The organism is Burkholderia sp. BE12 (assembly GCF_002959955.1).
GTDB lineage: Bacteria > Pseudomonadota > Gammaproteobacteria > Burkholderiales > Burkholderiaceae > Burkholderia.
This window is the reverse complement of the sequence record NZ_PREY01000003.1, coordinates 260,082-285,640: the sequence shown is the minus strand read 5'-3', so window position 1 is coordinate 285,640 and position 25,559 is coordinate 260,082. Positions and strand designations below refer to the sequence as shown.

Below are 25,559 nucleotides of genomic sequence, written 5' to 3'. Positions count from 1 at the left end.
TCATGAAAATAACAACTAGCTTCCAAATGTCTAGATCTGTCAGCAAGTAGAAGGATTGCCGCCTCGCCCGAGCGCCCCGTGTTGGTGCTTGCCGGCTCAATCATCAGTCGATTGAATTTCAATGATCGAACCCTTAGCAAACCAAAAACATGCCGCACGCAATCAGCGATTGCCGAACCCAAGGCGTAGCAAGGCAGACAGCCAAACCGGCACCCACCATAGCAACCCAATTGCACCACCAGCAAACGTTGTCGCCCACTTCCGGTTGCGCCACCGTCGCCACCGCACCACCCGCAAAACCTACGTGTTTTCCCTCAGTCGACAGGCATTTTTGACAGACAATTTAAAAACGCCCATATAATTTCGACTGCCTTGCCAACGGCTGTCGGACCACCCCTCCGATCAAGCGGTTTGGCAAGCGGGGCAGGCGAAACGCTTGCGCAATGCAAGACGCATCACGATGTCTTTCCGAACCAGACGTCCCCCTTCGGGGACTGCAAGAGCCGGGCCCCGCTACGCAACATTCCGCCGGAGTTCCGTCTTCTATGTGTCTCGGGCGTGTCCCATGTCCTCGCCCCGGGTGCTGTTCGATTGCGCAAGTCATGCCGCCTTTGCCCGTATGACTAAACAACATCGAGGAGCTCCCAGATGACGCTGTCCCGTCTTACGTCCATTTCCGTCGCCGCCGTGCTGTTCGCCGCGGGCGCCGCCGCCGCGCAAGCGGAAACCGTGAAGATCGCCATCGCTGGTCCGATGAGCGGCTCGGTCGCCCAATACGGCGACATGGTGAAGGCCGGCGCGCTGACCGCGATCGAACAGATCAATGCTGCAGGCGGTGCGGGCGGCAACAAGTTCGAAGTCGTGCTGATGGATGACGCGTGCGAACCGAAGCAGGCCGTCGCCGTCGCCAACAAGATCGTCAGCCAGAAGATCAAGTACGTGATCGGCCACGTGTGCTCGGGTTCGACGATTCCCGCGTCGGACATCTACGAGAATGAAGGCATCGTGATGGTCACGCCGTCGGCCACCGCGCCGCAGCTGACCGAAGGCAAGAAGCGCCACTTCATCTTCCGCACGATCGGTCGCGACGATCAGCAAGGCCCGGCCGCCGCGCACTACATCATCAACAACGTGAAGCCGAAGAAGGTCGCGGTGCTGCACGACAAGCAGTCGTACGGCCAGGGCATCGCATCGTCGGTGAAGAAGGACCTCGAAGCCGCGAAGATCCCGGTCGTGCTGTTCGAAGGCATCAACGCCGGCGATTCGGACTACTCGGCGATCATCACGAAGCTGAAGTCGCAAGGCGTCGATTTCGTCTACTTCGGCGGCTACCACCCGGAAATGGGCCTGCTGATGCGCCAGGCGCGCGAGCAGGGCGTGAAGGCGACGTTCATGGGCCCCGAAGGCGTGGGCAACAAGGACGTGACGGCGATCGCCGGCCCGGCTTCGGAAGGTATGCTGGTCACGCTGCCGGCCGACTTCTCGGCCGATCCGGCCAACGCGGCGCTCGTGAAGGCGTTCGCGGACAAGAAGCGCGACCCGAACGGCCCGTTCCAGATGCCGTCGTACGCAGCGGTGAAGATCATCGCCGACGCGATCGCCGGAGCGAAGACGACCGATCCGACCAAGGTCGCCGCGTACATGCACAAGACGACGTTCGACACGCCGATCGGCAAGGTGTCGTATGACGCGCAGGGCGACCTGAAGGCGTTCAAGTTCGTCGTGTACACGTGGCACAAGGACGCGACGAAGACCGCCGCCAAGTAATACGGAGTACCCGCCTCGCGCACCCGCTCTGCCCGTCACCCGGGCGGAGCGCGTGCGCATTTGGCCGCGCATTCCCCGTGCGCGGCCAAAGAGGGCGGCCCGAGACGACACCGTGCGTTGCGCGCGGCCGCAGCCGTGATCCGGCGCGGCAAGCGACGCGGCGCCAACGGGAGCTTCCCGCACATGACTGACTTCTTTCCGCAATTCGCCCAGCAGCTGGTCAACGGCCTGACGCTGGGTGCGATCTATGCGTTGATCGCCATCGGCTATTCGATGGTCTACGGCATCATCGGCATGATCAACTTCGCCCACGGCGAGATCTACATGATCGGCGCATACGTGGGCCTCGTGACCCTCACGGCCATCGGCATCTCCGCCGGCTATCCGCTGCCGCTCGTGCTCGGCGCGGCACTGATCGTGTCGGTGATCGTCACGGGCCTGTACGGCTTCGCGGTCGAGCGCGTCGCGTATCGGCCGCTGCGCGGCGGCCCGCGCCTCGTGCCGCTGATCTCCGCGATCGGCATGTCGATCTTCCTGCAGAACTACGTGCAGATCGGCCAGGGCGCGCGCGACGTGTCCGTGCCGGTGCTGATCTCCGGCGCGTTCGAGATCCATCTCGGCGGCGACTTCGACGTGACGATTCCGTATGCGCGCCTGTTGATCGTCTGCGTGACGCTGGTACTGATGATCGCGCTCACGCTGTTCATTTCGCATTCGCGGATGGGCCGTGCGTGCCGCGCGTGCGCCGAGGACATGAAGATGGCGAACCTGCTCGGCATCGACACGAACCGCGTGATCTCGTTCACGTTCGTGCTCGGCGCGATGCTGGCGGCCGTCGGCGGCGTGCTGATCGGGCTGACGATCGGCAAGCTGAATCCGTATATCGGCTTCGTCGCGGGCATCAAGGCGTTCACCGCCGCGGTGCTCGGCGGGATCGGCAGCATCCCGGGCGCGATGCTCGGCGGCGTGCTGCTCGGCCTTGCGGAAACCTTCGCCGCGGGCTACATGCCGGCCGAGTACAAGGACGTGGTCGCGTTCGGCCTGCTCGTGCTGATCCTGCTCTTCCGCCCGACCGGCCTGCTCGGCAAGTCGGACATCGAAAAGGTTTGAGGGAGACGCAGATGAGTCAAGTCATTTCCGTTCGCCGCCCGGCCGCCGACGCTTCGTTCGGCCAGGCGCTGAAGAATGCGGTGGCCGCCGCGGTCCTGACGGCGATCCTCACGATCCCGGTGCTCGGGCTGCAACTGAAGCTCGACGGCTACCAGGTGGTGCTGACGCCGCACTGGCGCCCGGTATGGATCGCGGTCGCGGCCGTGTTCCTGTTCCAGTTGTTCAAGCCGTGGCTGATGCGCGCGAAAGCGGCCGTGAAGCTGCCGGCGGCGCCCGCGATGGGCGCGCGGCAGCAGCGCGCGATCATCTGGGTGCTGCTCGCGGTCGGCCTCGTGTGGCCGTTCTTCGGCTCGCGCGGTGCGGTGGACGTCGCGACGCTCGCGCTGATCTACGTGATCCTCGGCCTCGGCCTGAACATCGTGGTCGGTTTCGCGGGGCTGCTCGATCTCGGCTATGTCGGGTTCTATGCGGTCGGCGGCTATACGTACGCGATGCTGAACCAGTATTTCGGGCTGTCGTTCTGGGAATGCCTGCCGATCGCGGCGGTCGCGGCGGCGACGTTCGGCTTTCTGCTCGGCTTCCCGGTGCTGCGCCTGCGTGGCGACTATCTTGCGATCGTCACGCTCGGCTTCGGCGAAATCATTCGCCTGCTCGCGAACAACCTGACGAGCCTCACCGGCGGCCCGGACGGCATCTCGAGCATTCCGAAGCCGACGGTGTTCGGCTTCGAGATGGCGCGCTCGGCGAGCGTCGAAGGCGCGAAGACCTTCCATGAACTGATCGGGCTGGAATACAGCGGCGAGCACATGGTGATCTTCCTGTACCTGATCGCGCTGCTGCTGGTGGGCTTCACGCTGTTCGTGACGAGCCGCCTGATCCGCATGCCGATGGGCCGCGCGTGGGAAGCGCTGCGCGACGACGAGATCGCGTGCCGTTCGCTGGGTCTGAACCCGACGCGCATCAAGCTGTCTGCGTTCACGCTCGGCGCGGCGTTCGCGGGTATCGGCGGCGCGTTCTTCGCGGCACGTCAGGGCCTCGTGAACCCTGAATCGTTCACCTTCATCGAATCGGCGCTGATCCTCGCGATCGTCGTGCTCGGCGGGATGGGCTCGCAGCTCGGCGTGATTCTCGCGGCGATCCTGCTGACCGTGCTGCCGGAAGTCGCGCGCGGCTTCGCCGAGTACCGGATGCTGATCTTCGGTCTGGTGATGGTGTTGATGATGATGTGGCGTCCGCAGGGCCTGCTGCCCGCGAGCCGTCCCCATGTGGAGCTGCCGCAATGAGCGCGAATGCAGAACTGTTGAAGGTCGCCGGGCTGCAGATGCGCTTCGGCGGGTTGCTCGCGGTGGACGGCATCGATTTCGATGTGCGCCGCGACGAGGTGTTCGCGATCATCGGGCCGAACGGCGCGGGCAAGACCACGGTGTTCAATTGCGTCGGCGGCTTCTACAAGCCGACCGGTGGCGACGTCGTGCTCGACGGCCACGCGATCGCCGGGCTGCCGAGCCACAAGATCGCGTTGAAGGGCCTCGTGCGGACGTTCCAGAACATCCGCCTGTTCAAGTCGCTGACCGTCGTCGAGAACCTGCTCGTCGCGCAGCATCGCCAGGTGAAGGCGGGGCTGCTGCACGGCCTGTTCGCGACGCCCGCGTATCGCCACGCCGAGAAGGAAGCGCTCGAACGCGCGGCCGTGTGGCTCGACCGGATGGGGCTGACGGCGGTGGCCAACCGGCCGGCGGGCACGCTGTCGTACGGGCACCAGCGGCGTCTGGAGATCGCGCGCTGCATGATCACCGAGCCGCGCCTCTTGATGCTCGACGAGCCGGCCGCCGGCCTCAACCCGCAGGAAAAGATCGAACTGCAGCACCTGATCGACAAGCTGCGCCGGGAATTCGGCGTGTCGGTGCTGCTGATCGAGCACGACATGAGCCTCGTGATGGGCGTGTCCGACCGCATCCTCGTGATGGAGCACGGCCGGCCGATCGTGATCGGCACGCCGGAAGCGGTCCGCAACGACCCGCGCGTGATCAAGGCGTATCTGGGGGAAGAGTGATGCTGAAGCTGGAACAGGTCCATACGCACTACGGCGCGGTCGAGGCGCTCGCGGGCGTGTCGATCGAGGTGAACAAGGGCGAGATCGTCACGCTGATCGGCAGCAACGGCGCCGGCAAGACGACGCTGATGATGACGGTATGCGGTACGCCGCGCGCATCGTCGGGCCGCGTGCTGTTCGAGGGCAACGACATCACCGCGATGTCGACGCACCAGATCATGCGGCAGGGGATGGCGATCTCGCCGGAAGGGCGGCGCGTGTTCCCGAGCCTGACGGTGCTCGAGAACCTGAAGATGGGCGGCTTCTTCGCGAGCCGTCACGAGATCGACGACGGCATCGAGCATGTGTTCAAGCTGTTTCCGCGCCTGAAGGAACGCGCGGCGCAGCGGGCCGGCACGATGTCGGGCGGCGAGCAGCAGATGCTGGCGATCGGCCGCGCGCTGATGAGCAAGCCGCGTCTGCTGCTGCTCGACGAACCGACGCTCGGCCTCGCGCCGCTCGTGATCGCGCAGATCTTCGACATCATCCGCACGATCCGCGACGAAGGCGTCACGGTGTTCCTCGTCGAGCAGAACGCGAACAAGGCGCTCGGCGTGGCCGATCGCGGCTACGTGCTCGAAACGGGGCGCGTGGTGCTGGCCGACACGGGCGCGAACCTGCTCGCGAACGACCGGATCAAGCAGGCTTATCTGGGCGGTTGATGGGGGAAAGCCGCCGGCCTGCAATGGGCCAGCGGCTTGCGGCATCCTTCCTGGATGCTTCGGGACGACAGCCGCAAGGCCCGTTTTGCAGGAAATCTGTAGCCGATTTGGCTTCGATCGTAGTCAAATTGACTACATCTTCGCGCTGCGGAGGAAACCGATGAAGGTCAAACGAATCGTCGCCAATATCGACACGCAATCAGTCGACGACGCGAAGCGTTTCTATCAGCAGATCTTCGGCCTCGACCTGCTGATGGACCACGGCTGGATCGCGACCTACGGCAACGCCGAGCAGATGGACGTGCAGATCAGCTTCGCGTCGCAGGGCGGGTCGGGCACGCCGACACCCGACTTGTCGATCGAAGTCGACGATGTCGATGAAGCGCTCGCGCGCGTTCATGCGGCAGGCGTGCCCGTCGAATACGGCCCGGCCGACGAGCCCTGGGGCGTGCGGCGATTTTACGTGCGCGACCCGTTCGGCAAGCTCGTCAACGTGCTCGCGCATCGCTGAGCAGCATCGGCGAGCGGGGCACGCCGGCGTTCACGCATGCAACGCCAGCCCCTTCACCGCCTTGTCCACGGCCTTCTTCGGCCCGTGCAGCGCGAGGCCGACCAGATCCAGATTTGCTGCATCCTCCGCGCGAAACACCTCGCGGTTGGCCGCATCGTGCCCGGTCGAAAACATCGCGCGCACGTAGGGCACGATCGTCAGTTCCCGCGACAGCGCCTGCCGGTGCGCGGCCTGCAATCCATTCAAGTCGGCCGCGAACACCAGCATCGGCTGGCCGAGCATCCGGCCGTAGCGGCGCCCGGCCGCATCCTCGTAAGGCTCGCCCAGTGCGTCTGGCGCACCGGCCGCGACGCCCGTCGCGAGAAACGCGACGACGTTGAGTTTTTGCCACGCTGCGAGATCGTCGCGCACGATCAGCGCTACTTTGGTATCGAACATGCTTGCTCCCGGTTGAAGCGCCCATGATCGGATGTCGCGCGCGATCAGTCTGGAACGTTTGTGCAGAGTTGCCGGTACGCGGCCGGCGTGATCCGGTACGCGCGGCGGAACCAGCGGCCGAGGTGGCTCTGGTCGGCGAAGCCGACGTCGGCGGCTGCCTGCGCGGGCGTGCGGCCGGCGGCCAGCAGCCTTCGTGCGGCGCGCAGCCGCAAGCGCACGAGGTACGCGTGCGGCGACGTGCCGAACGCGCGCTGGAACATCCGCGTCAGCCGGAACCGGTCGATGCCGGCGACGCTCGCGAGTTCGTCGAGGCCGATGTTGCCGTCCATGTGTTCGTGCAGCAGGTCGCGCACGCGCGCGATCGCGGGCGGCACGACGCCGCCTTCCAGCGCGAGCGGGCCGCCCAGCTGGCTGCCGAGCCGCATCAGCAGGCGGTCGAGCGTCTGGTCGCGCGCGAGCCGGCCTTCGTTGTCGTGGATCGCGAAGAAGGCGTTCCGGATCGCCTCGACGAGGTCGCGATCGTCGACGAGCGTGTGGCCGAACGTGGCTTCGACGCCGCCCAGGCCCGGCAGGTCGAGCCGGCGCGCGGCGCGCTCGACCCACGCCTGCGGCAGGTACAGCATCCCGTACGTGAAGCCGCCGGCTTCGGGCGCGTGGCCGTCGTGCATCGCGCCCGGCTCGATCAGGATCGCGCGGCCCGGCACGCTGGTATGCAGCGAACGGTGACACTGGAAGCGTTGCACGCCTTGTTCGGTGAAGCCGACCAGCATGTCGTCGTGGTCGTGCGCATCGTACGCATGGCCGTTGAAATGCGCGTGCAGGCTTTCGATGCCGGTTTCCGCATCGCGGTGTGCGACGAGCCAGTGGTCCGTCGTGCCGGTTCGGGGCGTCGCGGTCGTCATCGAGTGCCTCGCACGTCGTCATTGCCTGACGGGAGGGGTACGGGGGCGGCGAGGCGAGGGTGGCGGGTGCGGTTCATGGTTCGATCGGTTCGACCGCCGCCTGTTCGTCGCGTGCGTATTGCGCGGGCGGCCGGCCGACATGCCGCGTGAATGCGACGCTGAAGGTGCTCGCGGAGCTGTAGCCGACGCGCGCCGCGATTTCCGCGATGCGGCCTTCGTTGCGGCGGAGCAGATCCTTCGCCAGCGCCATGCGCCACGTGAGCAGGTATTCCATCGGCGCGACGCCGACCGCACGGCTGAAGCGCTCGAAGAAGGTCGAGCGCGACAGCGCCGCTTCCTTCGCGAGCTCGACGATCGTCCACGGATGCGACGGGCGCGCGTGCATTGCGCGGAGCGCGGCCGCGAGACGGCTGTCGGCGAGCCCGCGCACGATGCCGGGCGATGCGTGCGTGCCGGCCGTGAATCGCAACGCCTCGATCAGCAGCACTTCCATCAGCCGCGACAGCACGATCTCGCGCGCGGGCCGCTGCGCGCGCGACTCGTCGCGCACCAGTTGCACGAGCGTGGTCAGCCGCGGATCGCCGCGCACGTGCACGACCCGCGGCAGGAGCGACACCAGCAATGCCGCGTCGGGCGAACCGAAGCTGCAGTTGCCCAGCATCATGCGCGTGTCGACCGGGTTGCCGGGATCGCCCACCCGGTATTCGCCGGTGTCGAGCGCCACCGGCGGTGCGGATTCGACGCCCGGCGGCGGCGGTTCGAGGCTCGATGTCGCGATGCCGTACGCCGCCGGAATCAGCACGAAATCGCCGGCCCGCAATTCGATCGGCGCGTGCCCGTCGATCGCGATCCGGCACCCGCCGTCGAGAACGACGCAATAGAACGGCTCGCCGGCGACCGTGCGACGCACGAGCCACGGGCTCGCACCGTGAACGGACTTGGAGTGCCGCGCAGCCGGTTGCAGCAGTGTCACGACTTCGGTGAGCGGGTCGATCATCGCCGGACTCTCGCAAAAGAAAAGCGGATTTTCGATTGTAGCGAATACGGGCCCGGCCATCTATCGTACGAACACTTGCTCAACACAACCCGTCAGGAGTTCGCATGAAGACCGTATTGATCACCGGCTGTTCCTCCGGCTTCGGCCTCGAGATCGCGCGCCATTTCCTGGCGCACGACTGGCAGGTCGTCGCGACGATGCGCACGCCGCGCGAGGACGTGCTGCCGCCGTCGGAGCGCTTGCGCGTGCTGCCGCTGGACGTGACGAACACGGACAGCATTCGCGCCGCGATCGACGCAGCCGGCCCGATCGACGTGCTCGTCAACAACGCGGGTTTCGGCGCGGCCGCGCCGGCCGAGCTGGCGCCGCTCGATACGGTGCGCGCGCTGTTCGAGACCAACGCGATCGGCACGATGGCGGTGACGCAGGCGGTGCTGCCGCAGTTTCGGCAGCGCGGGGCCGGCGTGGTCGTGAACGTCACGTCGAGCGTCACGCTGAAGGCGCTGCCGCTGGTCAGCGCGTACCGCGCCACCAAGGCGGCGGTCAATGCGTACACCGAATCGATGGCGGCCGAACTCGAACCGTTCGGCGTGCGCGTGCATCTCGTGTTGCCGGGCCGCGCGCCCGACACACGCTTCGCCGAGAACGCGCGCGCGAACATGCACGGCTTCGAGCACGAAGCGTATGCGGAATTTGTCGAGAAGGCCTTCGCGCGCATGCTCGATGCGTCCGCACCGATTACCCATGCGCAGGACGTCGCCGACGCCGTATGGCGCGCGGCAACCGATCCGTCGAGCCCGCTGCGCATCCCTGCCGGCGCGGATGCCGAAGCATGGGCGGCCGAAGCGCGCTGATCGATCCGGAATACGAAACATCAACGCGTCGCGCCGGAACTTCGAACCGGCGCGACGGATCGCGTGACGCGAGAACGGGGCGGCCGCGTGCCGCTACAGCGCGCGCGTGATCGCCTGCTCCAGCAGCGACAGGCCGAGGTCGATCTCTTCCTCGCTGACGGTCAGCGGCGGCGCGATCCGGAACACGCCGCCCATGCCGGGCAACTGCACGATGTTCATGCTGAGCCCGAGGTTCATGCACTCGCGCGTGATTTTCGCGCCGAGCCCGTCCGCCGGCTCCTTGGTGCGGCGATCCTTGACGATCTCGACGCCGAGCAGCAGCCCGCGCCCGCGTACGTCGCCGATGCAGTCGAAGCGCTCCATCAGGTCGAGCAGGCCGCGCCGCAGCCGGTCGCCCATCGTGTTGGCGCGTGCGACGAGGCCGTCGCGCTGCACGACGTCGAGCACGCGCAGGCCGACCGCCGCCGGCAGCGGGTCGGACACGTGCGTCGTATAGAACAGGTAGCCGAGCGCGTGCGCGCGTTCCTCGATGGCCGCCGACGTCACGATGGCCGCGAGCGGCAGCCCGGCGCCGAGCGTCTTCGACAGCGTCAGGATGTCGGGCGTCACGCCGTCGCGCTGGCACGCGAACATCGTGCCGGTGCGGCCGACGCCCGTCTGCGCCTCGTCGAGGATCAGCAGCATGCCGCGTTCCTCGCACTTGCGCTTGAGCGCGGCCATATAGCCTTCAGGCAATTCGATGATCCCGCCCGAACTGAGGATCGGCTCCGCGATGAACGCGGCGAGGTTGCCGCTCGACTGCCGGTCGATCAGGTCGAATGCGTAGTCGAGTTCGGCGAGCGGGTCGTAGACGCCGTTGCGCTCGAAGCGCGGCCGGTACGCGAACGGCGCCGGAATCGCGAACGAGCCGACCGATGCCGGGCCGACGCCCTTGCGGCCGGCGCTGTACGTGGCCGACGCGGCGGCGCCCGTCATCCCGTGCCACGACTGCGCGAAGCCGACGATCTCGTACTTGCCGGTGACGAGCTTCGCCATCCGGATCGCCGCCTCGTTCGATTCCGCGCCGGTGCTGAGCAGCAGCGCGCGATCGAGCCCGGCGGGCGTGATGTCGGCGAGGCGCGTCGCGAGATCGACGACCGGCCGCGACAGCATGCCGCTGAACAGGTGGTCGAGCTTGCCCGCGTATTCGCTGACGACGGACACGATCTCCGGATGGCTGTGTCCGAGCACCGCGCTCATCTGGCCCGACGTGAAATCGAGGATCGCGCGGCCGTCGGCATCGTAGACGAAGCTGCCTTTCGCGCGCTCGATGATCATCGGCTCGAACGTGCCGCCGTAGCGGACCAGGTGCTGCCTGGCATTGCGCCAGAAGGTTGCGTCGTCGTTCAGGGACATCGGGCGTCTCCGGACAAAAGGGCAGGGATCGCTTGCAGTCTAGGCGCGCGTCTGGTTTGATGGAAACGAATAGTTCTAATGCAAGGTAGAAAAGGAGCTAATACCTTGGGGCTTTCGCTCGAAATCGACCTTCTGCGCTCGTTCGTCGTGATCGCCGAGGTGCGCGCGCTGAGCCGCGCGGCCGCGCGCGTCGGCCGCACGCAATCCGCACTCAGCCAGCAAATGAAGCGGCTCGAAGAGACCGTCGACCAGCCGCTGTTCCAGCGCACCGGCCGTGGCGTGGTGCTGACGCATCCGGGCGAGCGGCTGCTCGTGCATGCGCAGCGCATCCTGCGGCTGCACGACGAGGCAATGGCCGACCTGTGTGGCACGGGGCTGTCGGGGACGATCCGGTTCGGGTGCCCGGACGATTACGCGGAGGTATGGCTGCCGTCGCTGCTGCGGCAGTTTTCGAGCCAGCATCCGCAGGCGATCGTCGAAGTCGTCTGCGGGCCGACGCCGCGGCTCGTCGAACAACTGGAGAAGCGTGCGGTCGATCTGGCGATGATTTCGCTGCCGGACGATGGCGCGACCGACGACATCATCCGCCGCGAGCAACTGGTCTGGATCGGCTATCCGGGGCTCGAACCCGCGCATTTCGATCCGTTGCCGCTCGCGTTGTCCGATCGCGATACGCTCGATCACCTCGCGGCCTGCGACGCGTTGAATCGCGCCGGCCGCGACTACCGCGTCGCGTATGCGAGCAGCAGTCTCGCCGGGCTGATCGCGCTGGTGCGCTCGGGGCAGGCGTTCGCGGTGATGACGCAGACGGCCGTGCCGGCCGACCTCGCGATCGTGAACGGCGATCCGCGCTTGCCGCCGTTGCCGGCGGTGGGCATTACGCTGAGGTTCGACCGGAAGCGGCCGTCGCATCTGACGACAGCATTCGCCGACCATATCCGGCAAACGCTGCCGTTGCTTTGAGGAGCGACGCGAATCGGTCGATCATCGACGAGGCCGACACCGGCGTGCGGCCCGGTATCTCCGCCGCCGCATCGCGTCGCATCACGCGCGGCTCAACTGCGGCTCAACTGCGGCTCAACCGCCGCGCAGCCAGCAATGCGACCGCGAGCAGCACCGCGACATACGCGGCGACGCTCGCCCACGCGCCGCGTTGCCAGAACGCGCCGCCGACCGAGCCGAGCACGCTCGAGCCGACATAGTAGGCGAGCAGATACAGCGAAGCCGCATGCCCTTTCGCGGCGCCCGCGAGCGCGCCGACCCAGCCGCTCGCGACCGAATGGGCGACGAAGAAGCCGATCGTCACGAGCACGATGCCGACGACGATCGCGGCGAGCGAGTGCGACAGCGTCAGTGCGAGGCCCGCCGCGAAGACGACGATGCCGCTGACCAGCACCGGCGCCCGCCCGAGACGATCGGCGAGCGCGCCGGCGCTCGATGACGACACCATCCCGAACAGGTACGCGCCGAAGATCAGCCCGCATGCGGTCGGGCTCAGGTTGAACGGCGCCGCCATGAGTCGGAACCCGGCGTAGTTGTAGATCGTCACGAACGCGCCCATCACCAGGAAGCCGATCGCGAACACGAACGGCAGGCGTGCGTGACGCAGTTGCGCGTGCCACAGCCGCAGGTGGTGACGCAGCGTCAGGTCGGTGCGCTTCACGAAGCGTCGCGAGGCCGGCAGCAGCATCACGAACGCGAGCGCCGCGAGCAGGTCGACGACGCCGATCGACAGCATCGCCGTTCGCCACGAGAAGTGCTCCTCGAGCGCGCTCATGCCGATCCGTCCGATCATGCCGCCGAACGCGGTTCCGCCGACATAGAGCCCCATCGAGAAACCGAGCCCGTCGGCGGCGATTTCTTCCGCGAGATAGGCCATCGCCACCGCCGGCACGCCGCCCAGCGCGAAGCCTTCGAGCGCACGCCAGACCAGCAGCAGGTGCCAGTTCGGCGACAGCGCGGCGAGCATGTTGAACAGCGCGGCCAGCGTCATCGACACGAACATCAGCCCGCGCCGGCCGACCCGTTCGGACAGCGCGCCGGCACACAGGATCGACACCGCGAGCATCCCGGTCGACAGCGACAGCGAGAGCGAACTCGACGCCGCGCCGACGTTGAACTCGCGTGCGAACGCGGGAAGCAGCGGCTGCACGCAGTACAGCAGCGAGAAAGTGGAAAAGCCGGCGAGGAAAAGCGCGAACGCGATGCGCTTGTAGGCGGCCGAGCGCGGGGACACGCCGGCCGGCAGCGCATCGTCGGATGCGGATGGTTGGGTGCCGGGCATGGAGCGGGAAATCGAAGCGGAGGACATGGATGCACTCGATGTGCGACGGAATACGTGAATTCTTGCGCACCGTCATATATATGTCCAATATATGAAAGAAACCGCAGCAATATGTTTTAACACTGGCTGACAGGCCAGCCCCGACTCACCGCGAGGTCAGGTCACGAATGGAACTTCGGCATCTGCGCTACTTTCTGGCCGTCGCGGCCGCATCGAATTTCACGAAGGCCGCCGAAACGCTCGGCATCGGCCAGCCGCCGTTGAGCCAGCAGATCAAGGCGCTCGAGAACGAACTCGGCGTGGAGCTGTTCAAGCGGACCGCGCGCGGCGCCGAATTGACGCTGGCGGGCGAGGTCTTCGCGGAAGAGGCGCGACGCGTGCTGGACGATGCCGAGCGCGCGGCGCGGGCAGCAAGGCGCGCCGCGCGCGGGGAAACCGGCCATCTGCGGGTCGGTTTCACCGGGACGGCCGCGTTCAATCCGAAAGTGTCGGATCTGATTCGCCGCTTTCGGGAGGCGTTTCCGGATGCCGAGCTGACGTTGCAGGAGGCGACGTCGGGCGTCCTGCTGGAGGCGCTGGAGGCCGGACGTCTCGACGTCGCGATCGTGCGGCCCGAGCGCCGCGTCGCCGCGACGCTGCGGGTATCCGACTGGGACGAGGAGCCGATGTTCGTCGCGCTGCCCGTCGCGCATCGGCTGGCGCAGCGCCGGCGCATCGATCTGGCGGAGCTGGCCGACGAGTCGTTCGTGCAGGTGCCGCGCGCGGCCGGCGGCGCGCTTTTCGACGACATCGTCGCTGCGTGCCAGGCCGCCGGGTTCGAGCCGCGCATGGCGCAACCGGCGCCGCAGATCGCGTCCGCGGTGACGCTGGTGGCGGCCGGGCTCGGCGTGTCGGTCGTGCCGAAAGCGATTACGCAGGTGCAGGTGCCCGGGGTCGTGTACCGGCCGTTCTCGGGTAACCGGTTTCGCGCCAGGCTGGCCATCGCGTCGCGCTGCGACGAGCCGTCCGCGGTGGTGCGGAATTTTCTGTTGCTGGCGTAGCTGGCAACAAAAAACCCGCGCAGCCATATGCTGTCGCGGGTTTCAGATCATGCTCGGAATGCGCTGGAAACGCATCTGGTGCCGACGGCGAGACTCGAACTCGCACAGCTTTCGCCACTACCCCCTCAAGATAGCGTGTCTACCAATTTCACCACGTCGGCACTGCAAGGGGCGCAATTCTAACGTCACGTCGCGCGTTTGTGAAGGGGGTGTGACAAGGTCGTGTACGGGCACGCCATCGATGCCGGTAGAATTCGTCCGATCGACCCGACGGGTCCCCGCAACCGCCACCCGTTTTCTCCGTGATACATACCCTCGAACAGCTGCAGTCCGGACAACTGTCGGGCGTGCGGCAACTCAAGCTCGCGTGCGGACTGACCGAATTTCCGCGCGAGATCTTCGAGCTGGCCGACACGCTCGAAGTGCTCGACCTGACCGGCAATGCGTTGTCCGCGCTGCCCGACGATCTGCCGCGGCTGCATCGTCTGCGCATCCTGTTCGCGTCGGGCAACCGCTTCACCACCTTCCCCGACGTGCTCGGCGCGTGCGAACAGCTCGACATGATCGGCTTCAAGGCGAACCGGATCCGCACCGTGCCGCGCGGCGCGCTGCCGCCCGCGCTGCGCTGGCTGATCCTGACCGACAACGCGATCGACGAACTGCCGCCCGACATCGGCGACTGTGCGCGGTTGCAGAAGCTCATGCTTGCCGGCAACCAGCTGCGGGCGCTGCCCACGGAAATGGCCGCGTGCCGCGCGCTGGAGTTGGTGCGCTTGTCGGCGAACCGGCTGGACGCGTTGCCCGACTGGCTGCCGCGCCTGCCGCGTCTCGCATGGCTCGCCGTTGCCGGCAATCCGTTCGGTGCGGGGCCGGAAGCCACGGCTTCCGCCGGGCCGGACGTCGCGGAGATCGATTGGGCGGCCCTTTCATGTGAACGGAAGCTGGGCGAGGGCGCGTCGGGCGTCATTTATCGCGCGCAGTGGCGGGCCGACGGCCATCCGCCGCGCACGGTCGCGGTCAAGCTGTTCAAGGGCGCGGTCACGAGCGACGGCCTGCCTGACTGCGAAATGGCCGCATGCCTGCATGCCGACCGTCATCCGAACCTGATTCCGGTGATCGGCAAGCTGCGCGGGCATCCGGACGGCACGCACGGCCTCGTGATGGAGCGGGTCGATCCGGCGCTGACGAATCTCGCCGGGCCGCCGAGCTTCGCGTCCTGCACGCGCGACGTCTATGCCGCCGATCTGAAATTCGATCCGGCGCAAGCGCTGCGGATCGCGCACGGCATCGCATCGGTCGCCGGCCATCTGCACGCGCGCGGCATCATGCATGGCGATCTGTATGCGCACAACATCCTGCACGACGGCGCGGGCGGCGCGTTGCTCGGGGATTTCGGGGCGGCGTCGCTGTACGACGTGAACGAGCGCACACGCGGCGCCCGGTTCGAGCGGCTCGAAGTGCGCGCGTTCGGCTATCTGCTCGGCGAATTGCTCGAGCGATGCGAACCGCATGCCGGCGCGCTCGATGCGCTTGCGGCAGCGTGCGTGAACGAGGACGTCGATGCACGGCCGTCGTTCGACGAGATCACGGCCGCACTGGCCGCTCGCCTGCACTGACGGAATCGAGCCGGCTTACGCCTGCCGCGCGGTCAGCAGCTTGATGCCGAGCCCGACGAACAGCAGCCCGCTCGCGCGCTTGAGCGCGCGCACCGCGCGGCTCATGCCGAAGCCGCGATGCAGGCGGCGCACGCCGGCCGAATAGACGCTGTGAACGATCACGACCGTGCAGGCGATCGTCGCGTACATCACGACGAACTGCAGCGCGAGCGGGCGGTCGTGCACGATGAATTGCGGCATGAACGCGGACAGGAAGATCATCGTCTTCGGATTGCTGCCCGACACGAACAGCGCTTCGCGGAACAGCTTCCGGCGATCGGGCGCGATGCTCCTCGCCGCATCGCTCGATGCGGCGGCCTTGCGGTCGCCACGCAACTGCCGCACACCCAGGACCATCAGATACGCGGCGCCGCCCACCTTCATCGCGACGAACAGCGGCGGCATCGCCGCCAGCAGCGCGCCGACGCCGAGCGCGACCAGCAGCACGACCACGCCCTGCGCGACGAGATTGCCGGCGATCGTCGCGACGGTGCCGTGCGTGCCGTAGCGCACCGTGTTGCGGATCACGAGCAGCACGTTGGGCCCCGGCGACAGCGTCGTGGCGAGATAGGCTGCGGCAAACAGCATCCAGGTCTGAATGGACATGCGGCGCTCCGGGAGGCGGTTGCGGCGGTCGGGATGACGCGATGATGCCACGCCAATAATGGCGCGGGCCGCCGCCGGAACCGTGCCGTCGCGACGCGTCAGCGCGCGTCGCGCATGCAGTACGCGGGAATCGGCGGCGGCGTATCGATGGCGGCGGGCCGCGTCATCCACGCGATCCACGCGGCCCATGCGCCGCAGACGATCAGTACCGCGACATTCAGCGGCGTCCGGTAGCGAACGATCAGGTCGGCCAGCGGCAGGCGGTCTTTCATGTGTGTCTCCTTCGGTCGAGGGGCAGGCGGCGTTACTGGCCGGCGTAGGTCGGCGCCTTCGCGTCGCAGGTCACGGACACGGCCGAGCCGTCCGCGAAACGCAGCCGGAACGGCACCTTCGCGCCGGGCGCGACGGCCTGGCGCGGCGCTTCCAGCATCACGTGATAGCGCTTCGGTTTGAAGCTGACCGTGCCGTGCGCGGGCACGACGACCGAGTCGACGTGGACCATCTTCGCGGTGCTGCCGCTCGTCTGCGTTTCATGCACCATCGCCGTCCCGTATGCGGGCGTGTCGATACCGATGAGCGTCGCGGGCGCGTCGCCATTGTTCTTCAGCGTGAAGTAGCCGGAGGACGGCACCGTCGCCGGCATCGTGCGGATCCAGCACGCATCGGCCTGTATGGCCGGCGCGGCGAACGTGGCCGAGGCATGCAGCGCCAGTACCATGAGCATGCTGGTCGAAATCGAGCGTTTCATCGTTTGTTCTCCTGATCGGTGCGATGCCCTGGGGCATCGATGCGAATGCGATCGGCACGGCGCGCCGATGCGCATCGCGTGCGTTACTTCAGCGTGAATGCGTAGCGGCCGTGCGTGCGATGGCCGTCGCTGGCCACCGCGATCCACGCGACCGTGTAGGTGCCGGCTTTCAGGCCGGTCAGTGCGACGCGCATCCGCTTCCGGTTGCCGGCGTCGACGGCCGACTTCCCGTCGACGACCGACTGCCCCTGGCTGTCGGTCACGGCGATCGAGCTGAACGCAGGCTCGAGCGCCTCGCCGAAGTCGATCGTGACCGCGTGCGGCGCGCTCGACAGCGTGGCGCCGGGGGCCGGGTCCTGTGTTTTCGGGAGCGCATGCGCATGGGCGGCCTGGATGACGACGAAGCCGAGTGCGGCGAGTGCGCCGCGAACGAAAGTGGTGGTTTTCATGGCTGGATGAGCGAGTGACGAATCGGATGGAAAAGACGGATTCGACGGACGGCCGCGCGAGCGGCATCGATGCCGGCGGCGGTTGGCGCGGCCGTGCGCTGCCGGACATTCGCATGCGGGCGAATGCGGGCGCGGTAATCCGGACCGGCGGCGGCCGACCACGCGCACGGCACGACGCCGCGCGCAGCATGGTGAGACATGATCGTCCTTCGAAACGTGGCATGTCGCGCACGCGGGCGGCGTGCGCAGGCTACGCGATGCACGACGGCATCACGCGCAATGACGACGGATCAGGACGCGAATGGCGGAGCGCGCGGTTGCGCGGCCGTGAGCGGCAGCGCGCGGCGCAGGCTTTCGAAGCGGGTCGCCGCGCGATGCTCGATCGCATGCACGTGGGCCGCGAACGTCAGTTCGGGCGCAGGCAGGGCGGGAGTATGAGCAAGCAGGCTGCAGTAGCCGCATGCGTGGAGATGCGCCTGCAGGCTTTTCATCGACGCATCGGCGGAGCGGTCGCCGGAGGCCGGCGCGGACGAACAGTAACCGGCCAGCAGCGCGTCGACGCGGCCTTGCGTGGTCAGCGCCTGCGAGATCGTCGGTGCGAGCGCCGTCATCAGGATGAAGAGCATCCCGATCAGACTGCCGATCTTCCGGAGACGACGACTCAGCATGCGATGCGCGGCGGGTGGGCGACGATGCCGCCGATTATGCCACGCACGTCGATTCGCCGGCCGGCCCGAACGTGCGGCGTAGCGGCGCGCTACGCGGGCAGCGCCAGATACTTCGCGATCAGCGTCATCTGCGCGGCCCAGCCCTGGTCGTTCATTTCGCGCGCCGTCGCGCGACGCGCCTCGATCAACTGGTCGAAACCCGTTTCGGTGACCGTGAGCAGCGTGCCGCCGGCCTGCGCCGCGAGCGTGAACGTGACGAGCGTCATCGGCTCGGATGCGTAATCGACATGCGGGTCGATCGCGAACGGGTGCCAGCGGAACGAGAACAGTTGCCGCGGCTCGATACGATCGACGACGATTTCGAACGCGGTGCCCGCATAGGGCTCCTGCGCCTTCGCGACGTCGTCGTCGACGCGGGTGGGCGTGATGCGGCCGAACAGCGGCTGGCCGGCCTCGAACGGGCCGTCGAACGAGACGCCGAACCACTGGCCGAATTCGCCGGAATTGCTGACGGCTGCCCAGACGCGGTCGGGCGAGGCGCCGAGCAGCGCCTGTTTTTCGATGCGATCGGTTTGCTGGATCATCGCGTTCTCCATGCAGAATCGAGCGTTGCAGGTCGACGCGCGCTGGCGCGCCGTGTCTAGTCGAGCATGACGGCGTCGGGCACGTCGAGCACGAGGTCCGACGTTGCGACGGCCACGCACGGCAGCGTATAGCCGTCGGCCTTTTCCTCGCGGCTCAGCCCCGGCCATTCGATCGTGTAGCGTACGCTTCCGCTGACGATCCTGCACAGGCAGCTTCGGCACGTGCCGTTGCGGCACGAACGCGGCAGCGACACGCGTGCGAACGCGGCGGCTTCGAGCACCGTCAGCGAATCGGGCGCGTCGAAGCGTGCGCCGAGCGGCTCGATGCGCACGAGGGGCGGGTGTTCTGGATCGGTCATGACTGAAGCGGGCAGCGGTTCGGCGGCAACGCGCCAAGCATACCCGAACCCGCCGGCGGCCGACGGCCGCCAGCCGTGGGCGTCAGTGGCGTCGCAGATACCGGTACACGGTGTTGCGCGCGAGGCCGAGTTCGCGCGCGGCCGCCGATACGTTGCCGCCATGCCGCGCGAGCACCGCGTCGATCATCGCGGCCTGGTGGCTTTGCAGCGTCGTGCCTTCGCGCTTGCCGGCCGGCGTGGCGGCTTCCGGTGCAGCCGCGGCGTCGTCGCAGTCGAGCCAGAAATCGTCGGGCAAATGCGCGAGCGCGATCTCGGCTTCGCCGTCGGCGAGCATGCCGGCCGTGCGCAGCACGTTGGTCATCTGCCGCAGGTTGCCGGGCCAGCGGTGGCGCGCGAACGCGTCGAGCACGTCGGCCGAGAGGCGGCGCGGCATCGGCTCGCTGCGCGCGAGCCGCGCGAGGATCCGCTCGACGAGCGCCGGCAGGTCGGTGCGTGCGGCGAGCGCCGGCAGCGTGACCGCGAGCCCGTTGATCCGGTAGAACAGGTCTTCGCGGAACGTGCCGTCCGCGATCATCGCGCGCAGATCGCGGTGGGTCGCGCAGACCACGCGCACGTCGACCGGCACCGCGCGTGCGCCGCCGAGCGGCATCACCGCGCGCTCCTGCAGCACGCGCATCAGCCGCACCTGCTGCGCGAGCGGCATGTCGCCGATTTCGTCGAGAAACAGCGTGCCGCCGTCGGCCTGCACGATCTTGCCGGGGCTGCCGCGCTTGCGCGCGCCCGTGAACGCGCCGTCTTCATAGCCGAACAGCTCGGCCTCGATCAGCGAATCGGGCAGCGCCGCGCAGTTGACCGCGACGAACGGGCCGTCCGCGCGCGGCGACGCCTGATGCAGCGCGCGGGCAAGCCATTCCTTGCCGGTGCCGGTCTGGCCGAGGATCAGCAGCGGCAGGTCGCGCCCGCGGATCTTCGCGACGCGTTCGAGCACGGCGGCCATGCGCGCGTCGCCGGTGTCGAGCGTCGCGAACGTGATCGCATCGGGGTCCGGCGCGCGCACGCGTGCGGCCGGCGCGGGCGGCGTGACGGCGACGGTCGTTTTCTGCGCTTCCGGGAATTCGCAGCGAGCGAGCACGCGCACGCCGGTCGACAGCGTGAGGCGGAACGTGGCGCCCGGCGCGCGCGCGGCCTGCTGCGCGAGCTGGCCGAAGCGCATGCCGAACAACGCGTCGCTGGCCTGGTGCTGCAGTGCGTCGAACGACGCGCCGAGCTGGAACTGGGCGCTGCGGTTCGCGGCGATCAGCCCGCCGTCGGGGCCGAAGGCGACGAGCCCCGCGAACAGCGAATCGACGCAATCCTCGTGTGCGTGAAAGCGCAGCCGCAGCGCTTCGCCGCACTGGTTCGCGAACAGGTGGTTCTCGATCAGTTGGGCGGACATCCGCACGAGCGCGAGCGTATGCGGGCTGGAGCCGCGCGGGTCGCCGCTCACGTCGAGCGTGCCGAGCGTGCGGCCGAACGGATCGACGATCGGCGCGCACGCGCAGGTGAGGATGTGGTTGGCGCGCAGGAAATGTTCGGAGCCGTGCACGACGACGGCCTGGCCCGATGCGAGCGCGGTGCCGATCGCATTGGTGCCGCGTGCGCCTTCGGCCCACGACACGCCGTTGCACAGTGCGACGCGGTTCGCTTTCTCGATGAAGTCCGCGTCGCCGATGCTGTGCAGGATCACGCCGTCGGCATCGGTCAGCAGCACGAGGCTTTGCGTCTCGGCGATCTGCGCGTGGAGATCCTCCATCACGGGGCGTGCGTGCGAGAACAGCGTGTGGTTCGTGTCGAGCAGTTCGCGCAGCGCGAGGCGCGACAGCGGCGAGAAATCGGGGCGTTCGTGCGCGCGCAGGCCGACCGCGGTCGAACGCGCATGCGCCTGCGCGAGCAGGTCGGTACGCCCCGCGGTGGCGGGCAGCACGAAGGATTGCGGCATGGTTTGTCTCCTGTTCCCGGGGCCGTTGGAGCCGGCCGGATCGGAATCGGCGGCGGAGTGCGGCTCCGCTCGCGGTGCACCATTCGGCGCGACAGCCGACCGTCCGGGTACGCATCATCATACAAGCGCCACGTGCGATGTGCGACCGCGAACAAAATCCACTTGCTTTTAAGCGCCCGCCTGCAATGATGGAAATGGAGCACGCACGCGCCGTGTTCCGCACTGCAACAAGCATGCGACGCGACATGCATCCGTTCGGGAGACGCATCATGGTTCGGGCGGAACTGAGAGTCGTGCTGGCGGCCATCGCCACCTTCATCATGCTGGGCGGCATTGCCGTGGCGATCCACGGATTGCTGTTCGACCTGACCGACGCGGTGAGATACGGAGCGGCCGCGATTGCGGTGGGCGTCACGACCGCCGCGATCGCGCTCAACGTCTGGCCGACCGATCCGCACTGACGCCCGTTTGCGAAACGGTGCCGGATGCCGCGCAGATCAGACGAAATGCGCGTCGGAACGACGCACACCGAAATTTTTGTCTCCCGCGCGAAACCGTCTAAAGTGGAATTCAACCGGCATGCATCGACCGCGCCACACTCCGCGGTCGGGGCCTCCGCCGGCGAGCCCGCGTACATTTCGTCCGGCCGGTAGCGGACGACGGACGCGGTCATTCGTTTTCTACCGGTCGAGGCGGCTCCATGCAGATCCATTTCACGAACGAGAAGCCGGAGTATTCGGGGCGTGACCTGATGCTGGCGTTCACGGCACTGGTCAATGGCGAGCGCGTCCAATGTCAGATCACCGCCGAGGCGCTGGAAGACCACTTCGGCGCGGCATCGCCCCGCTTCGAGGACATGGTCGGCGCATTCGACCAGCACCGCGAGCGCATCGAGGCGGCCGCGCGGCGCCTGCTGTCGGAAACGCGCGCGCAATGCGTGACGCTGCGCAGCGGCTACGTGCGTTTCTACGAGGCCAACTGGCGCGGATGACACGACGCACGTCTCGCGGCGCGCGCATCCGAGCGGCGCACGCGAAGACGTTGCCTTCACGCAATGCCGTTCGGCGGGGCCGGGCGGCATTTTCGTATGCGGGCCGCGCGGGATGGCCCGAGCGTCGGCAGGATCATGCGCGTCGATTCGTGAGGATCGCGAAAGAATCGTGCGAAAACGAAAACGCCACCCGAAGGTGGCGTTTTTTCATTTCATCGCGCGGCGCAGCGATGCGCTTCGCTTACTCGCTGCCGAGATAGAAGAAGCGAAACAGGAACACGGCCGCGATGATCCATACGATCGGCTTGACCGTGCGGGCCTGGCCCGTCAGCAGCTTGAGGCCGCTGTACGCGATGAAGCCGAACGCGACACCGTTCGCGATCGAGTACGTGAACGGCATCAGCAGCGCGGTCAGCGCGGCCGGCACGGCTTCCGTCGCATCGTCCCACGGCACCTCGACCATCTCGCGCAGCATCAGGCACGACACGTACAGCAGCGCGGGCGCGGTTGCGTAGGCCGGCACCACGCCGGCGAGCGGCGCGATGAACAGGCACGCGAGGAACAGCACCGCGACGGTGATGGCCGTCACGCCGGTGCGGCCGCCCGCTTGCACGCCCGACGCGCTTTCGATATACGCGGTGGTCGACGACGTACCGAGCACCGAGCCCGCGACGATCGCCGTGCTGTCGGCGAGCAGCGCCTTGTTCAGGCGGTTCATCTTGCCTTCGACGAGCAGGCCCGCGCGATTCGCGACGCCCATCAGCGTGCCCGTCGCGTCGAACAGCTCGACGAGGAAGAACACGAGGATCACGTTGATGATGCCGGTCGACAGCGCGGCGCGGATGTCGAGCTTGAACAGCGTCGCATCGATCGACGGCGGCGCGGAGAACACGCCGTGGAACTGGTTGTCGCCGAAGAAGAACGACAGGATCGTCACGCCGATGATGCCGATCAGGATCGCGCCGCGCACGCGCAGGTGGTCGAGCGTGACGATCGTGAAGAAGCCGACGATCGCGAGGATCGTGTCGTGCTTGTGCAGATCGCCGAGCGTGACGAGCGTGGCCGGGTTGCCGACGATCACGCCCGACGTCTTCAGCGAGATGATGCCGAGGAACAGGCCGATACCGGCGGTAATGGAAATCCGCAGCGATTTCGGAATGCCGTTGACGATCGCCTCGCGCACGCGGAACAGCGTGACGAGCAGGAACAGGCAGCCGGAAATGAACACAGCGCCGAGCGCGGCCTGCCACGTGAAGCCCATCCCCTTGACGACCGTGTACGCGAAATACGCGTTCAGGCCCATGCCGGGCGCGCAGGCGATCGGGTAGTTCGCGTACAGCCCCATGATGATCGACGCCAGCGCCGCGACGAGGCAGGTCGCGACGAACACGGATTCCTTCGGCATGCCGGCGTCGCCGAGGATCGCGGGGTTGACGAAGATGATGTAGGCCATCGTCAGGAACGTGGTGACGCCCGCGAGTATTTCGGTGCGGAAGTCGGTGCCGGCTTCAGCGAAGCCGAAATACCGCTTGATGGATTCCATGAACGCGTTTCTCCGGTCGGGTTGTCGTGTTGATTGTTGTGCCGAATTGTTGTAAAGGCAGTGCGGCCGGCTCACTGTAACCAGCCACTATTGTCCGGCTATCGGCGGATTGTAATAGCGCGGATAGCTCGGACGATATAGTTGGAGGGCACGATCGGTTGCCTGCGCGCGAACGGTCGGGCAGCCCGCCCGCGCGACGAAGGCGCGCATTTTACCGGTTCGCGCGGCACGGGCCGGCAGAAATGGCTGAAACGGTGGAGCGGTGGAAGCGAGCGGAAGGGGCGCGGGGCAGGCGGGCGACACCAGCCGATGCGTGCGCAACGGCACGCCGGCAACGTCGCACGCGGCCGGTGCGCGATGACATGCGACTGAAACGGAGTGCCCGCATGCTGCACGAACGCGGTGCAGGCGGTGCATGCACACGAACGCACGTGTGCAGCCGGTGCGTTCGCGCGGCAGCGGCGTGCAGCGGCGTGCAGCGGCCATTCGTCAGTCCAGGCGGTTGCAGGTATCGGGCAATCGTGCGCCGAAGCCGTCCCGTCCGCAACTGCCATTTCGCGATGCGGGGGCGACTGTGGTTTCTGTGTAAAAGATTGCAAGACCCCATCGCGTAAACCGGCAAGTCTTTCTAGGATAGATACACCGCGCATACACGCGCCGGCCGGTAATTGCCGATGCGGGGGAGTCGCAGTCCGTGCAGGCCAGGCGGTGCATGGCGGTCAAGGCCGTTGCGCGATTGGGCAGGCACGGCCGGTCAGGCACGGCCGATTGCGATTGCCCGATGCGGGTTCGTCCGTAATCACGGAGGTCAGCATGTTGAACTGGATCAGCCGCTGGGCGATGCGACACGCCCCCACGCCGGAAAAAACCGCCGCGTCGATGCTCGTGACGGCGCGCATGGAACTGTTCACAGCCGAACAGCGCGTCATCGATGCGAAATTACAGGCGGATTACTGGCGCACACGTGTGTCATTCCTCGAAGAGGTGCAGAAGCAGGGCATCGATCCGTGGGTGACCTCGCAGGCCGCGCAACGCCCCGACCTCGATTCCACGCCCCGGAGCACGGGCCCGCGTCTCGCCGCCAGCACCTGATGCACCTGCTGCATCCCGTTGCTGCGCACGGCGCGCGATCGCTCGCGGCACGCACCGGCGTGCCGCGTCCTTCGATGCGCACCTGCGGCGCGTTGTGCCGCGGGTGCGTCCGTTTCCGGTCGCGGCCGTCCCGCGTATCGCGTGCGTAACGGCGCGTCGCTCATCCGCTCCTTCTCCCTACCCCGACGAGCAAACGTTGCACTTGCGCGAGCATGCGCCTGACGCGTTCGCCGCGCCGCACGTACGCGATCGTGATCGTCGCTTCGGCCGATCGGTCGGCATCGGTGCCGAGCCAGATGCGCTCGCCGCGCGCGATGCGCAGCACTTCCCCGGGCCGCACCCAGTAATCGTCGATGCCAGGCGGCCGGGTGATCCACAGCGCCGCGCCGTGGGCGCGGATTTCTGCGTCCTGCGGTGCGCGCCAGGTCATCGTCGTGCGCGGCGCGACCGCGAAGCGGATCACGACGGTCGGTAACGCGATCGTGCCGGCGTGGTGCCGATCGCGGCGTTCAAACAGCGGGCTTGCCTGGTCCATCGTCTGCTCCATTCAGTGAGCCGGACGGATGACGTGCACCAGAACAAAAAGGCCTCATCCGTTTCCGGCGAGGCCTTGTGTGACATGCGGTACTGCTCGATTGCTAACGCACAAGCGCCTCCCGTGATCCATTCTTTCGAATGTTCACCGGGCAATGAATCGCGATGGCGATGAGCTTGAACGTAGGCATGCGAACGATTTTGTTGTCGGCGTGCGGCGTTGTCAACGACTATTTTCGAGATATGCGCGGGCGATGCGTTGCCGCGCGCATGCGTTGTTTCATGATGTCGCGGCGCACC

Annotated in this window: 28 protein-coding genes and 1 tRNA gene; 13 read left to right on the top strand and 16 right to left on the bottom strand. The window is 67.3% G+C overall.

Features of this window, described 5'->3' with window-relative positions:
- Positions 1 to 648 precede the first annotated feature (648 nt).
- The 6 genes from C4B30_RS05050 to C4B30_RS05025 all read left to right on the top strand — a co-directional run bounded on the left by C4B30_RS05050 (position 649) and on the right by C4B30_RS05025 (position 6,142).
- Complete coding sequence (locus tag C4B30_RS05050) at positions 649 to 1,767, top strand: branched-chain amino acid ABC transporter substrate-binding protein (protein WP_027781249.1); 1,119 nt, start codon at positions 649 to 651, stop codon at positions 1,765 to 1,767.
- A 183-nt stretch (positions 1,768 to 1,950) separates the two neighbouring features.
- On the top strand, positions 1,951 to 2,877 hold the full coding sequence (livH, locus tag C4B30_RS05045; RefSeq protein ID WP_006749488.1) for a high-affinity branched-chain amino acid ABC transporter permease LivH: 927 nt from the start codon (positions 1,951 to 1,953) through the stop codon (positions 2,875 to 2,877).
- 11 nt (positions 2,878 to 2,888) lie between these two features.
- Positions 2,889 to 4,160 (top strand): high-affinity branched-chain amino acid ABC transporter permease LivM, encoded by a 1,272-nt coding sequence (locus tag C4B30_RS05040; RefSeq protein WP_089502161.1) that lies wholly within the window; start codon positions 2,889 to 2,891, stop codon positions 4,158 to 4,160.
- A complete protein-coding gene (gene livG / locus C4B30_RS05035; protein WP_089502160.1) occupies positions 4,157 to 4,930 on the top strand; it encodes a high-affinity branched-chain amino acid ABC transporter ATP-binding protein LivG in 774 nt (257 codons plus the stop codon). Before C4B30_RS05040 ends, livG begins: the two co-directional genes overlap by 4 nt.
- Positions 4,930 to 5,631: an ABC transporter ATP-binding protein gene (locus tag C4B30_RS05030; RefSeq protein WP_006484776.1), complete on the top strand. Its 702-nt coding sequence runs from the start codon at positions 4,930 to 4,932 to the stop codon at positions 5,629 to 5,631. The genes livG and C4B30_RS05030 overlap by 1 nt, the downstream gene beginning before the upstream one ends.
- 160 nt (positions 5,632 to 5,791) lie before the next feature.
- Complete coding sequence (locus C4B30_RS05025; protein ID WP_027781246.1) at positions 5,792 to 6,142, top strand: VOC family protein; 351 nt, start codon at positions 5,792 to 5,794, stop codon at positions 6,140 to 6,142.
- Between the two features lie 30 nt (positions 6,143 to 6,172).
- Here C4B30_RS05025 and C4B30_RS05020 read toward each other — a convergent pair whose 3' ends face one another.
- The 3 genes from C4B30_RS05020 to C4B30_RS05010 all read right to left on the bottom strand — a co-directional run bounded on the left by C4B30_RS05020 (position 6,173) and on the right by C4B30_RS05010 (position 8,539).
- Entirely contained in the window at positions 6,173 to 6,580 is a 408-nt protein-coding gene (locus tag C4B30_RS05020) for a DUF2000 domain-containing protein (RefSeq protein WP_027781245.1), read from the bottom strand.
- Between the two features lie 44 nt (positions 6,581 to 6,624).
- On the bottom strand, positions 6,625 to 7,482 hold the full coding sequence (locus C4B30_RS05015; RefSeq protein ID WP_105131918.1) for an AraC family transcriptional regulator: 858 nt from the start codon (positions 7,480 to 7,482) through the stop codon (positions 6,625 to 6,627).
- A 73-nt stretch (positions 7,483 to 7,555) separates the two neighbouring features.
- Complete coding sequence (locus C4B30_RS05010) at positions 7,556 to 8,539, bottom strand: AraC family transcriptional regulator (RefSeq protein ID WP_089502158.1); 984 nt, start codon at positions 8,537 to 8,539, stop codon at positions 7,556 to 7,558.
- 44 nt (positions 8,540 to 8,583) lie between these two features.
- Here C4B30_RS05010 and C4B30_RS05005 point away from each other — a divergent pair, with 44 nt between their 5' ends.
- Positions 8,584 to 9,333: an SDR family oxidoreductase gene (locus C4B30_RS05005; protein WP_027781242.1), complete on the top strand. Its 750-nt coding sequence runs from the start codon at positions 8,584 to 8,586 to the stop codon at positions 9,331 to 9,333.
- A 93-nt stretch (positions 9,334 to 9,426) separates the two neighbouring features.
- On the opposite strand, the gene C4B30_RS05000 is transcribed toward C4B30_RS05005, so the two are convergent.
- Positions 9,427 to 10,728 (bottom strand): aspartate aminotransferase family protein, encoded by a 1,302-nt coding sequence (locus C4B30_RS05000; RefSeq protein WP_089502157.1) that lies wholly within the window; start codon positions 10,726 to 10,728, stop codon positions 9,427 to 9,429.
- Positions 10,729 to 10,806: 78 nt separating this feature from the next.
- On the opposite strand from C4B30_RS05000, the gene C4B30_RS04995 reads away from it, so the two are divergent.
- A complete protein-coding gene (locus C4B30_RS04995) occupies positions 10,807 to 11,691 on the top strand; it encodes a LysR family transcriptional regulator (protein WP_089502156.1) in 885 nt (294 codons plus the stop codon).
- A gap of 103 nt (positions 11,692 to 11,794) precedes the next feature.
- Here C4B30_RS04995 and C4B30_RS04990 read toward each other — a convergent pair whose 3' ends face one another.
- Entirely contained in the window at positions 11,795 to 13,039 is a 1,245-nt protein-coding gene (locus C4B30_RS04990; protein ID WP_105131917.1) for an MFS transporter, read from the bottom strand.
- Between the two features lie 140 nt (positions 13,040 to 13,179).
- On the opposite strand from C4B30_RS04990, the gene C4B30_RS04985 reads away from it, so the two are divergent.
- Positions 13,180 to 14,052: a LysR family transcriptional regulator gene (locus C4B30_RS04985; RefSeq protein WP_089502154.1), complete on the top strand. Its 873-nt coding sequence runs from the start codon at positions 13,180 to 13,182 to the stop codon at positions 14,050 to 14,052.
- Between the two features lie 76 nt (positions 14,053 to 14,128).
- On the opposite strand, the gene C4B30_RS04980 is transcribed toward C4B30_RS04985, so the two are convergent.
- A tRNA-Leu gene (locus C4B30_RS04980) sits at positions 14,129 to 14,213 on the bottom strand.
- A gap of 141 nt (positions 14,214 to 14,354) precedes the next feature.
- Between C4B30_RS04980 and C4B30_RS04975 the strand changes: the two genes are divergently transcribed.
- Positions 14,355 to 15,668, top strand: coding sequence for a leucine-rich repeat-containing protein kinase family protein (locus C4B30_RS04975; RefSeq protein ID WP_089502153.1), 1,314 nt, complete (start codon positions 14,355 to 14,357; stop codon positions 15,666 to 15,668).
- A 15-nt stretch (positions 15,669 to 15,683) separates the two neighbouring features.
- Here the strand turns inward: C4B30_RS04975 and C4B30_RS04970 are convergent, their stop codons facing one another.
- The 8 genes from C4B30_RS04970 to C4B30_RS04935 all read right to left on the bottom strand — a co-directional run bounded on the left by C4B30_RS04970 (position 15,684) and on the right by C4B30_RS04935 (position 21,099).
- The gene (locus C4B30_RS04970; protein WP_089502152.1) at positions 15,684 to 16,313 is read right to left on the bottom strand and encodes a LysE family translocator; all 630 of its coding nucleotides are present in this window, start codon (positions 16,311 to 16,313) and stop codon (positions 15,684 to 15,686) included.
- Between the two features lie 98 nt (positions 16,314 to 16,411).
- Positions 16,412 to 16,585 carry a hypothetical protein gene (locus tag C4B30_RS35585; protein WP_179235131.1) on the bottom strand — a complete coding sequence of 58 codons (174 nt, stop codon included), beginning with the start codon at positions 16,583 to 16,585 and terminating at the stop codon, positions 16,412 to 16,414.
- Between the two features lie 32 nt (positions 16,586 to 16,617).
- Positions 16,618 to 17,061 carry a copper chaperone PCu(A)C gene (locus C4B30_RS04965; RefSeq protein WP_089502151.1) on the bottom strand — a complete coding sequence of 148 codons (444 nt, stop codon included), beginning with the start codon at positions 17,059 to 17,061 and terminating at the stop codon, positions 16,618 to 16,620.
- Between the two features lie 83 nt (positions 17,062 to 17,144).
- Complete coding sequence (locus C4B30_RS04960) at positions 17,145 to 17,510, bottom strand: copper resistance CopC family protein (RefSeq protein WP_027781234.1); 366 nt, start codon at positions 17,508 to 17,510, stop codon at positions 17,145 to 17,147.
- A gap of 290 nt (positions 17,511 to 17,800) precedes the next feature.
- The gene (locus C4B30_RS04950) at positions 17,801 to 18,178 is read right to left on the bottom strand and encodes a DUF2946 domain-containing protein (RefSeq protein ID WP_027781233.1); all 378 of its coding nucleotides are present in this window, start codon (positions 18,176 to 18,178) and stop codon (positions 17,801 to 17,803) included.
- 89 nt (positions 18,179 to 18,267) lie between these two features.
- Complete coding sequence (locus C4B30_RS04945) at positions 18,268 to 18,762, bottom strand: SRPBCC family protein (protein WP_027781232.1); 495 nt, start codon at positions 18,760 to 18,762, stop codon at positions 18,268 to 18,270.
- 56 nt (positions 18,763 to 18,818) lie between these two features.
- Entirely contained in the window at positions 18,819 to 19,121 is a 303-nt protein-coding gene (locus C4B30_RS04940; protein WP_027781231.1) for a 2Fe-2S iron-sulfur cluster-binding protein, read from the bottom strand.
- Between the two features lie 82 nt (positions 19,122 to 19,203).
- A complete protein-coding gene (locus C4B30_RS04935; protein ID WP_089502150.1) occupies positions 19,204 to 21,099 on the bottom strand; it encodes a sigma-54-dependent Fis family transcriptional regulator in 1,896 nt (631 codons plus the stop codon).
- A 185-nt stretch (positions 21,100 to 21,284) separates the two neighbouring features.
- On the opposite strand from C4B30_RS04935, the gene C4B30_RS04930 reads away from it, so the two are divergent.
- Positions 21,285 to 21,560 (top strand): DUF2964 family protein, encoded by a 276-nt coding sequence (locus C4B30_RS04930; protein WP_249189237.1) that lies wholly within the window; start codon positions 21,285 to 21,287, stop codon positions 21,558 to 21,560.
- Positions 21,561 to 21,799: 239 nt separating this feature from the next.
- Positions 21,800 to 22,090 (top strand): DUF1488 domain-containing protein, encoded by a 291-nt coding sequence (locus tag C4B30_RS04925; RefSeq protein WP_027781229.1) that lies wholly within the window; start codon positions 21,800 to 21,802, stop codon positions 22,088 to 22,090.
- Between the two features lie 241 nt (positions 22,091 to 22,331).
- On the opposite strand, the gene C4B30_RS04920 is transcribed toward C4B30_RS04925, so the two are convergent.
- Entirely contained in the window at positions 22,332 to 23,633 is a 1,302-nt protein-coding gene (locus tag C4B30_RS04920) for an NCS2 family permease (protein ID WP_089502149.1), read from the bottom strand.
- A gap of 813 nt (positions 23,634 to 24,446) precedes the next feature.
- Between C4B30_RS04920 and C4B30_RS04910 the strand changes: the two genes are divergently transcribed.
- Complete coding sequence (locus tag C4B30_RS04910) at positions 24,447 to 24,725, top strand: hypothetical protein (RefSeq protein ID WP_027781227.1); 279 nt, start codon at positions 24,447 to 24,449, stop codon at positions 24,723 to 24,725.
- 160 nt (positions 24,726 to 24,885) lie between these two features.
- Here C4B30_RS04910 and C4B30_RS04905 read toward each other — a convergent pair whose 3' ends face one another.
- Positions 24,886 to 25,260: a DUF2917 domain-containing protein gene (locus C4B30_RS04905; protein ID WP_105131947.1), complete on the bottom strand. Its 375-nt coding sequence runs from the start codon at positions 25,258 to 25,260 to the stop codon at positions 24,886 to 24,888.
- Positions 25,261 to 25,559: the final 299 nt, after the last annotated feature.

Excerpts from the sequence above, each read along its gene's own strand:
- C4B30_RS04960 (WP_027781234.1), bottom strand. The coding sequence starts at position 17,510 with ATGAAAACCACCACTTTCGTTCGCGGCGCACTCGCCGCACTCGGCTTC.
- C4B30_RS04935 (WP_089502150.1), bottom strand. The coding sequence starts at position 21,099 with ATGCCGCAATCCTTCGTGCTGCCCGCCACCGCGGGGCGTACCGACCTG.
- C4B30_RS04930 (WP_249189237.1), top strand. The coding sequence starts at position 21,285 with ATGATGGAAATGGAGCACGCACGCGCCGTGTTCCGCACTGCAACAAGC.
- C4B30_RS05025 (WP_027781246.1), top strand. The coding sequence starts at position 5,792 with ATGAAGGTCAAACGAATCGTCGCCAATATCGACACGCAATCAGTCGAC.
- C4B30_RS04905 (WP_105131947.1), bottom strand. The coding sequence starts at position 25,260 with ATGGACCAGGCAAGCCCGCTGTTTGAACGCCGCGATCGGCACCACGCC.
- C4B30_RS05050 (WP_027781249.1), top strand. The coding sequence starts at position 649 with ATGACGCTGTCCCGTCTTACGTCCATTTCCGTCGCCGCCGTGCTGTTC.
- C4B30_RS05020 (WP_027781245.1), bottom strand. The coding sequence starts at position 6,580 with ATGTTCGATACCAAAGTAGCGCTGATCGTGCGCGACGATCTCGCAGCG.
- C4B30_RS05030 (WP_006484776.1), top strand. The coding sequence starts at position 4,930 with ATGCTGAAGCTGGAACAGGTCCATACGCACTACGGCGCGGTCGAGGCG.
- C4B30_RS05015 (WP_105131918.1), bottom strand. The coding sequence starts at position 7,482 with ATGACGACCGCGACGCCCCGAACCGGCACGACGGACCACTGGCTCGTC.
- C4B30_RS04925 (WP_027781229.1), top strand. The coding sequence starts at position 21,800 with ATGCAGATCCATTTCACGAACGAGAAGCCGGAGTATTCGGGGCGTGAC.
- C4B30_RS35585 (WP_179235131.1), bottom strand. The coding sequence starts at position 16,585 with ATGAAAGACCGCCTGCCGCTGGCCGACCTGATCGTTCGCTACCGGACG.
- C4B30_RS04910 (WP_027781227.1), top strand. The coding sequence starts at position 24,447 with ATGTTGAACTGGATCAGCCGCTGGGCGATGCGACACGCCCCCACGCCG.
- C4B30_RS05040 (WP_089502161.1), top strand. The coding sequence starts at position 2,889 with ATGAGTCAAGTCATTTCCGTTCGCCGCCCGGCCGCCGACGCTTCGTTC.
- C4B30_RS05005 (WP_027781242.1), top strand. The coding sequence starts at position 8,584 with ATGAAGACCGTATTGATCACCGGCTGTTCCTCCGGCTTCGGCCTCGAG.
- C4B30_RS04970 (WP_089502152.1), bottom strand. The coding sequence starts at position 16,313 with ATGTCCATTCAGACCTGGATGCTGTTTGCCGCAGCCTATCTCGCCACG.
- C4B30_RS04940 (WP_027781231.1), bottom strand. The coding sequence starts at position 19,121 with ATGACCGATCCAGAACACCCGCCCCTCGTGCGCATCGAGCCGCTCGGC.
- C4B30_RS04990 (WP_105131917.1), bottom strand. The coding sequence starts at position 13,039 with ATGTCCTCCGCTTCGATTTCCCGCTCCATGCCCGGCACCCAACCATCC.
- C4B30_RS05000 (WP_089502157.1), bottom strand. The coding sequence starts at position 10,728 with ATGTCCCTGAACGACGACGCAACCTTCTGGCGCAATGCCAGGCAGCAC.
- C4B30_RS04995 (WP_089502156.1), top strand. The coding sequence starts at position 10,807 with ATGCAAGGTAGAAAAGGAGCTAATACCTTGGGGCTTTCGCTCGAAATC.
- C4B30_RS04945 (WP_027781232.1), bottom strand. The coding sequence starts at position 18,762 with ATGATCCAGCAAACCGATCGCATCGAAAAACAGGCGCTGCTCGGCGCC.
- livH (WP_006749488.1), top strand. The coding sequence starts at position 1,951 with ATGACTGACTTCTTTCCGCAATTCGCCCAGCAGCTGGTCAACGGCCTG.
- C4B30_RS04950 (WP_027781233.1), bottom strand. The coding sequence starts at position 18,178 with ATGCTGAGTCGTCGTCTCCGGAAGATCGGCAGTCTGATCGGGATGCTC.
- C4B30_RS04920 (WP_089502149.1), bottom strand. The coding sequence starts at position 23,633 with ATGGAATCCATCAAGCGGTATTTCGGCTTCGCTGAAGCCGGCACCGAC.
- livG (WP_089502160.1), top strand. The coding sequence starts at position 4,157 with ATGAGCGCGAATGCAGAACTGTTGAAGGTCGCCGGGCTGCAGATGCGC.
- C4B30_RS04985 (WP_089502154.1), top strand. The coding sequence starts at position 13,180 with ATGGAACTTCGGCATCTGCGCTACTTTCTGGCCGTCGCGGCCGCATCG.
- C4B30_RS05010 (WP_089502158.1), bottom strand. The coding sequence starts at position 8,539 with ATGGCCGGGCCCGTATTCGCTACAATCGAAAATCCGCTTTTCTTTTGC.
- C4B30_RS04965 (WP_089502151.1), bottom strand. The coding sequence starts at position 17,061 with ATGAAACGCTCGATTTCGACCAGCATGCTCATGGTACTGGCGCTGCAT.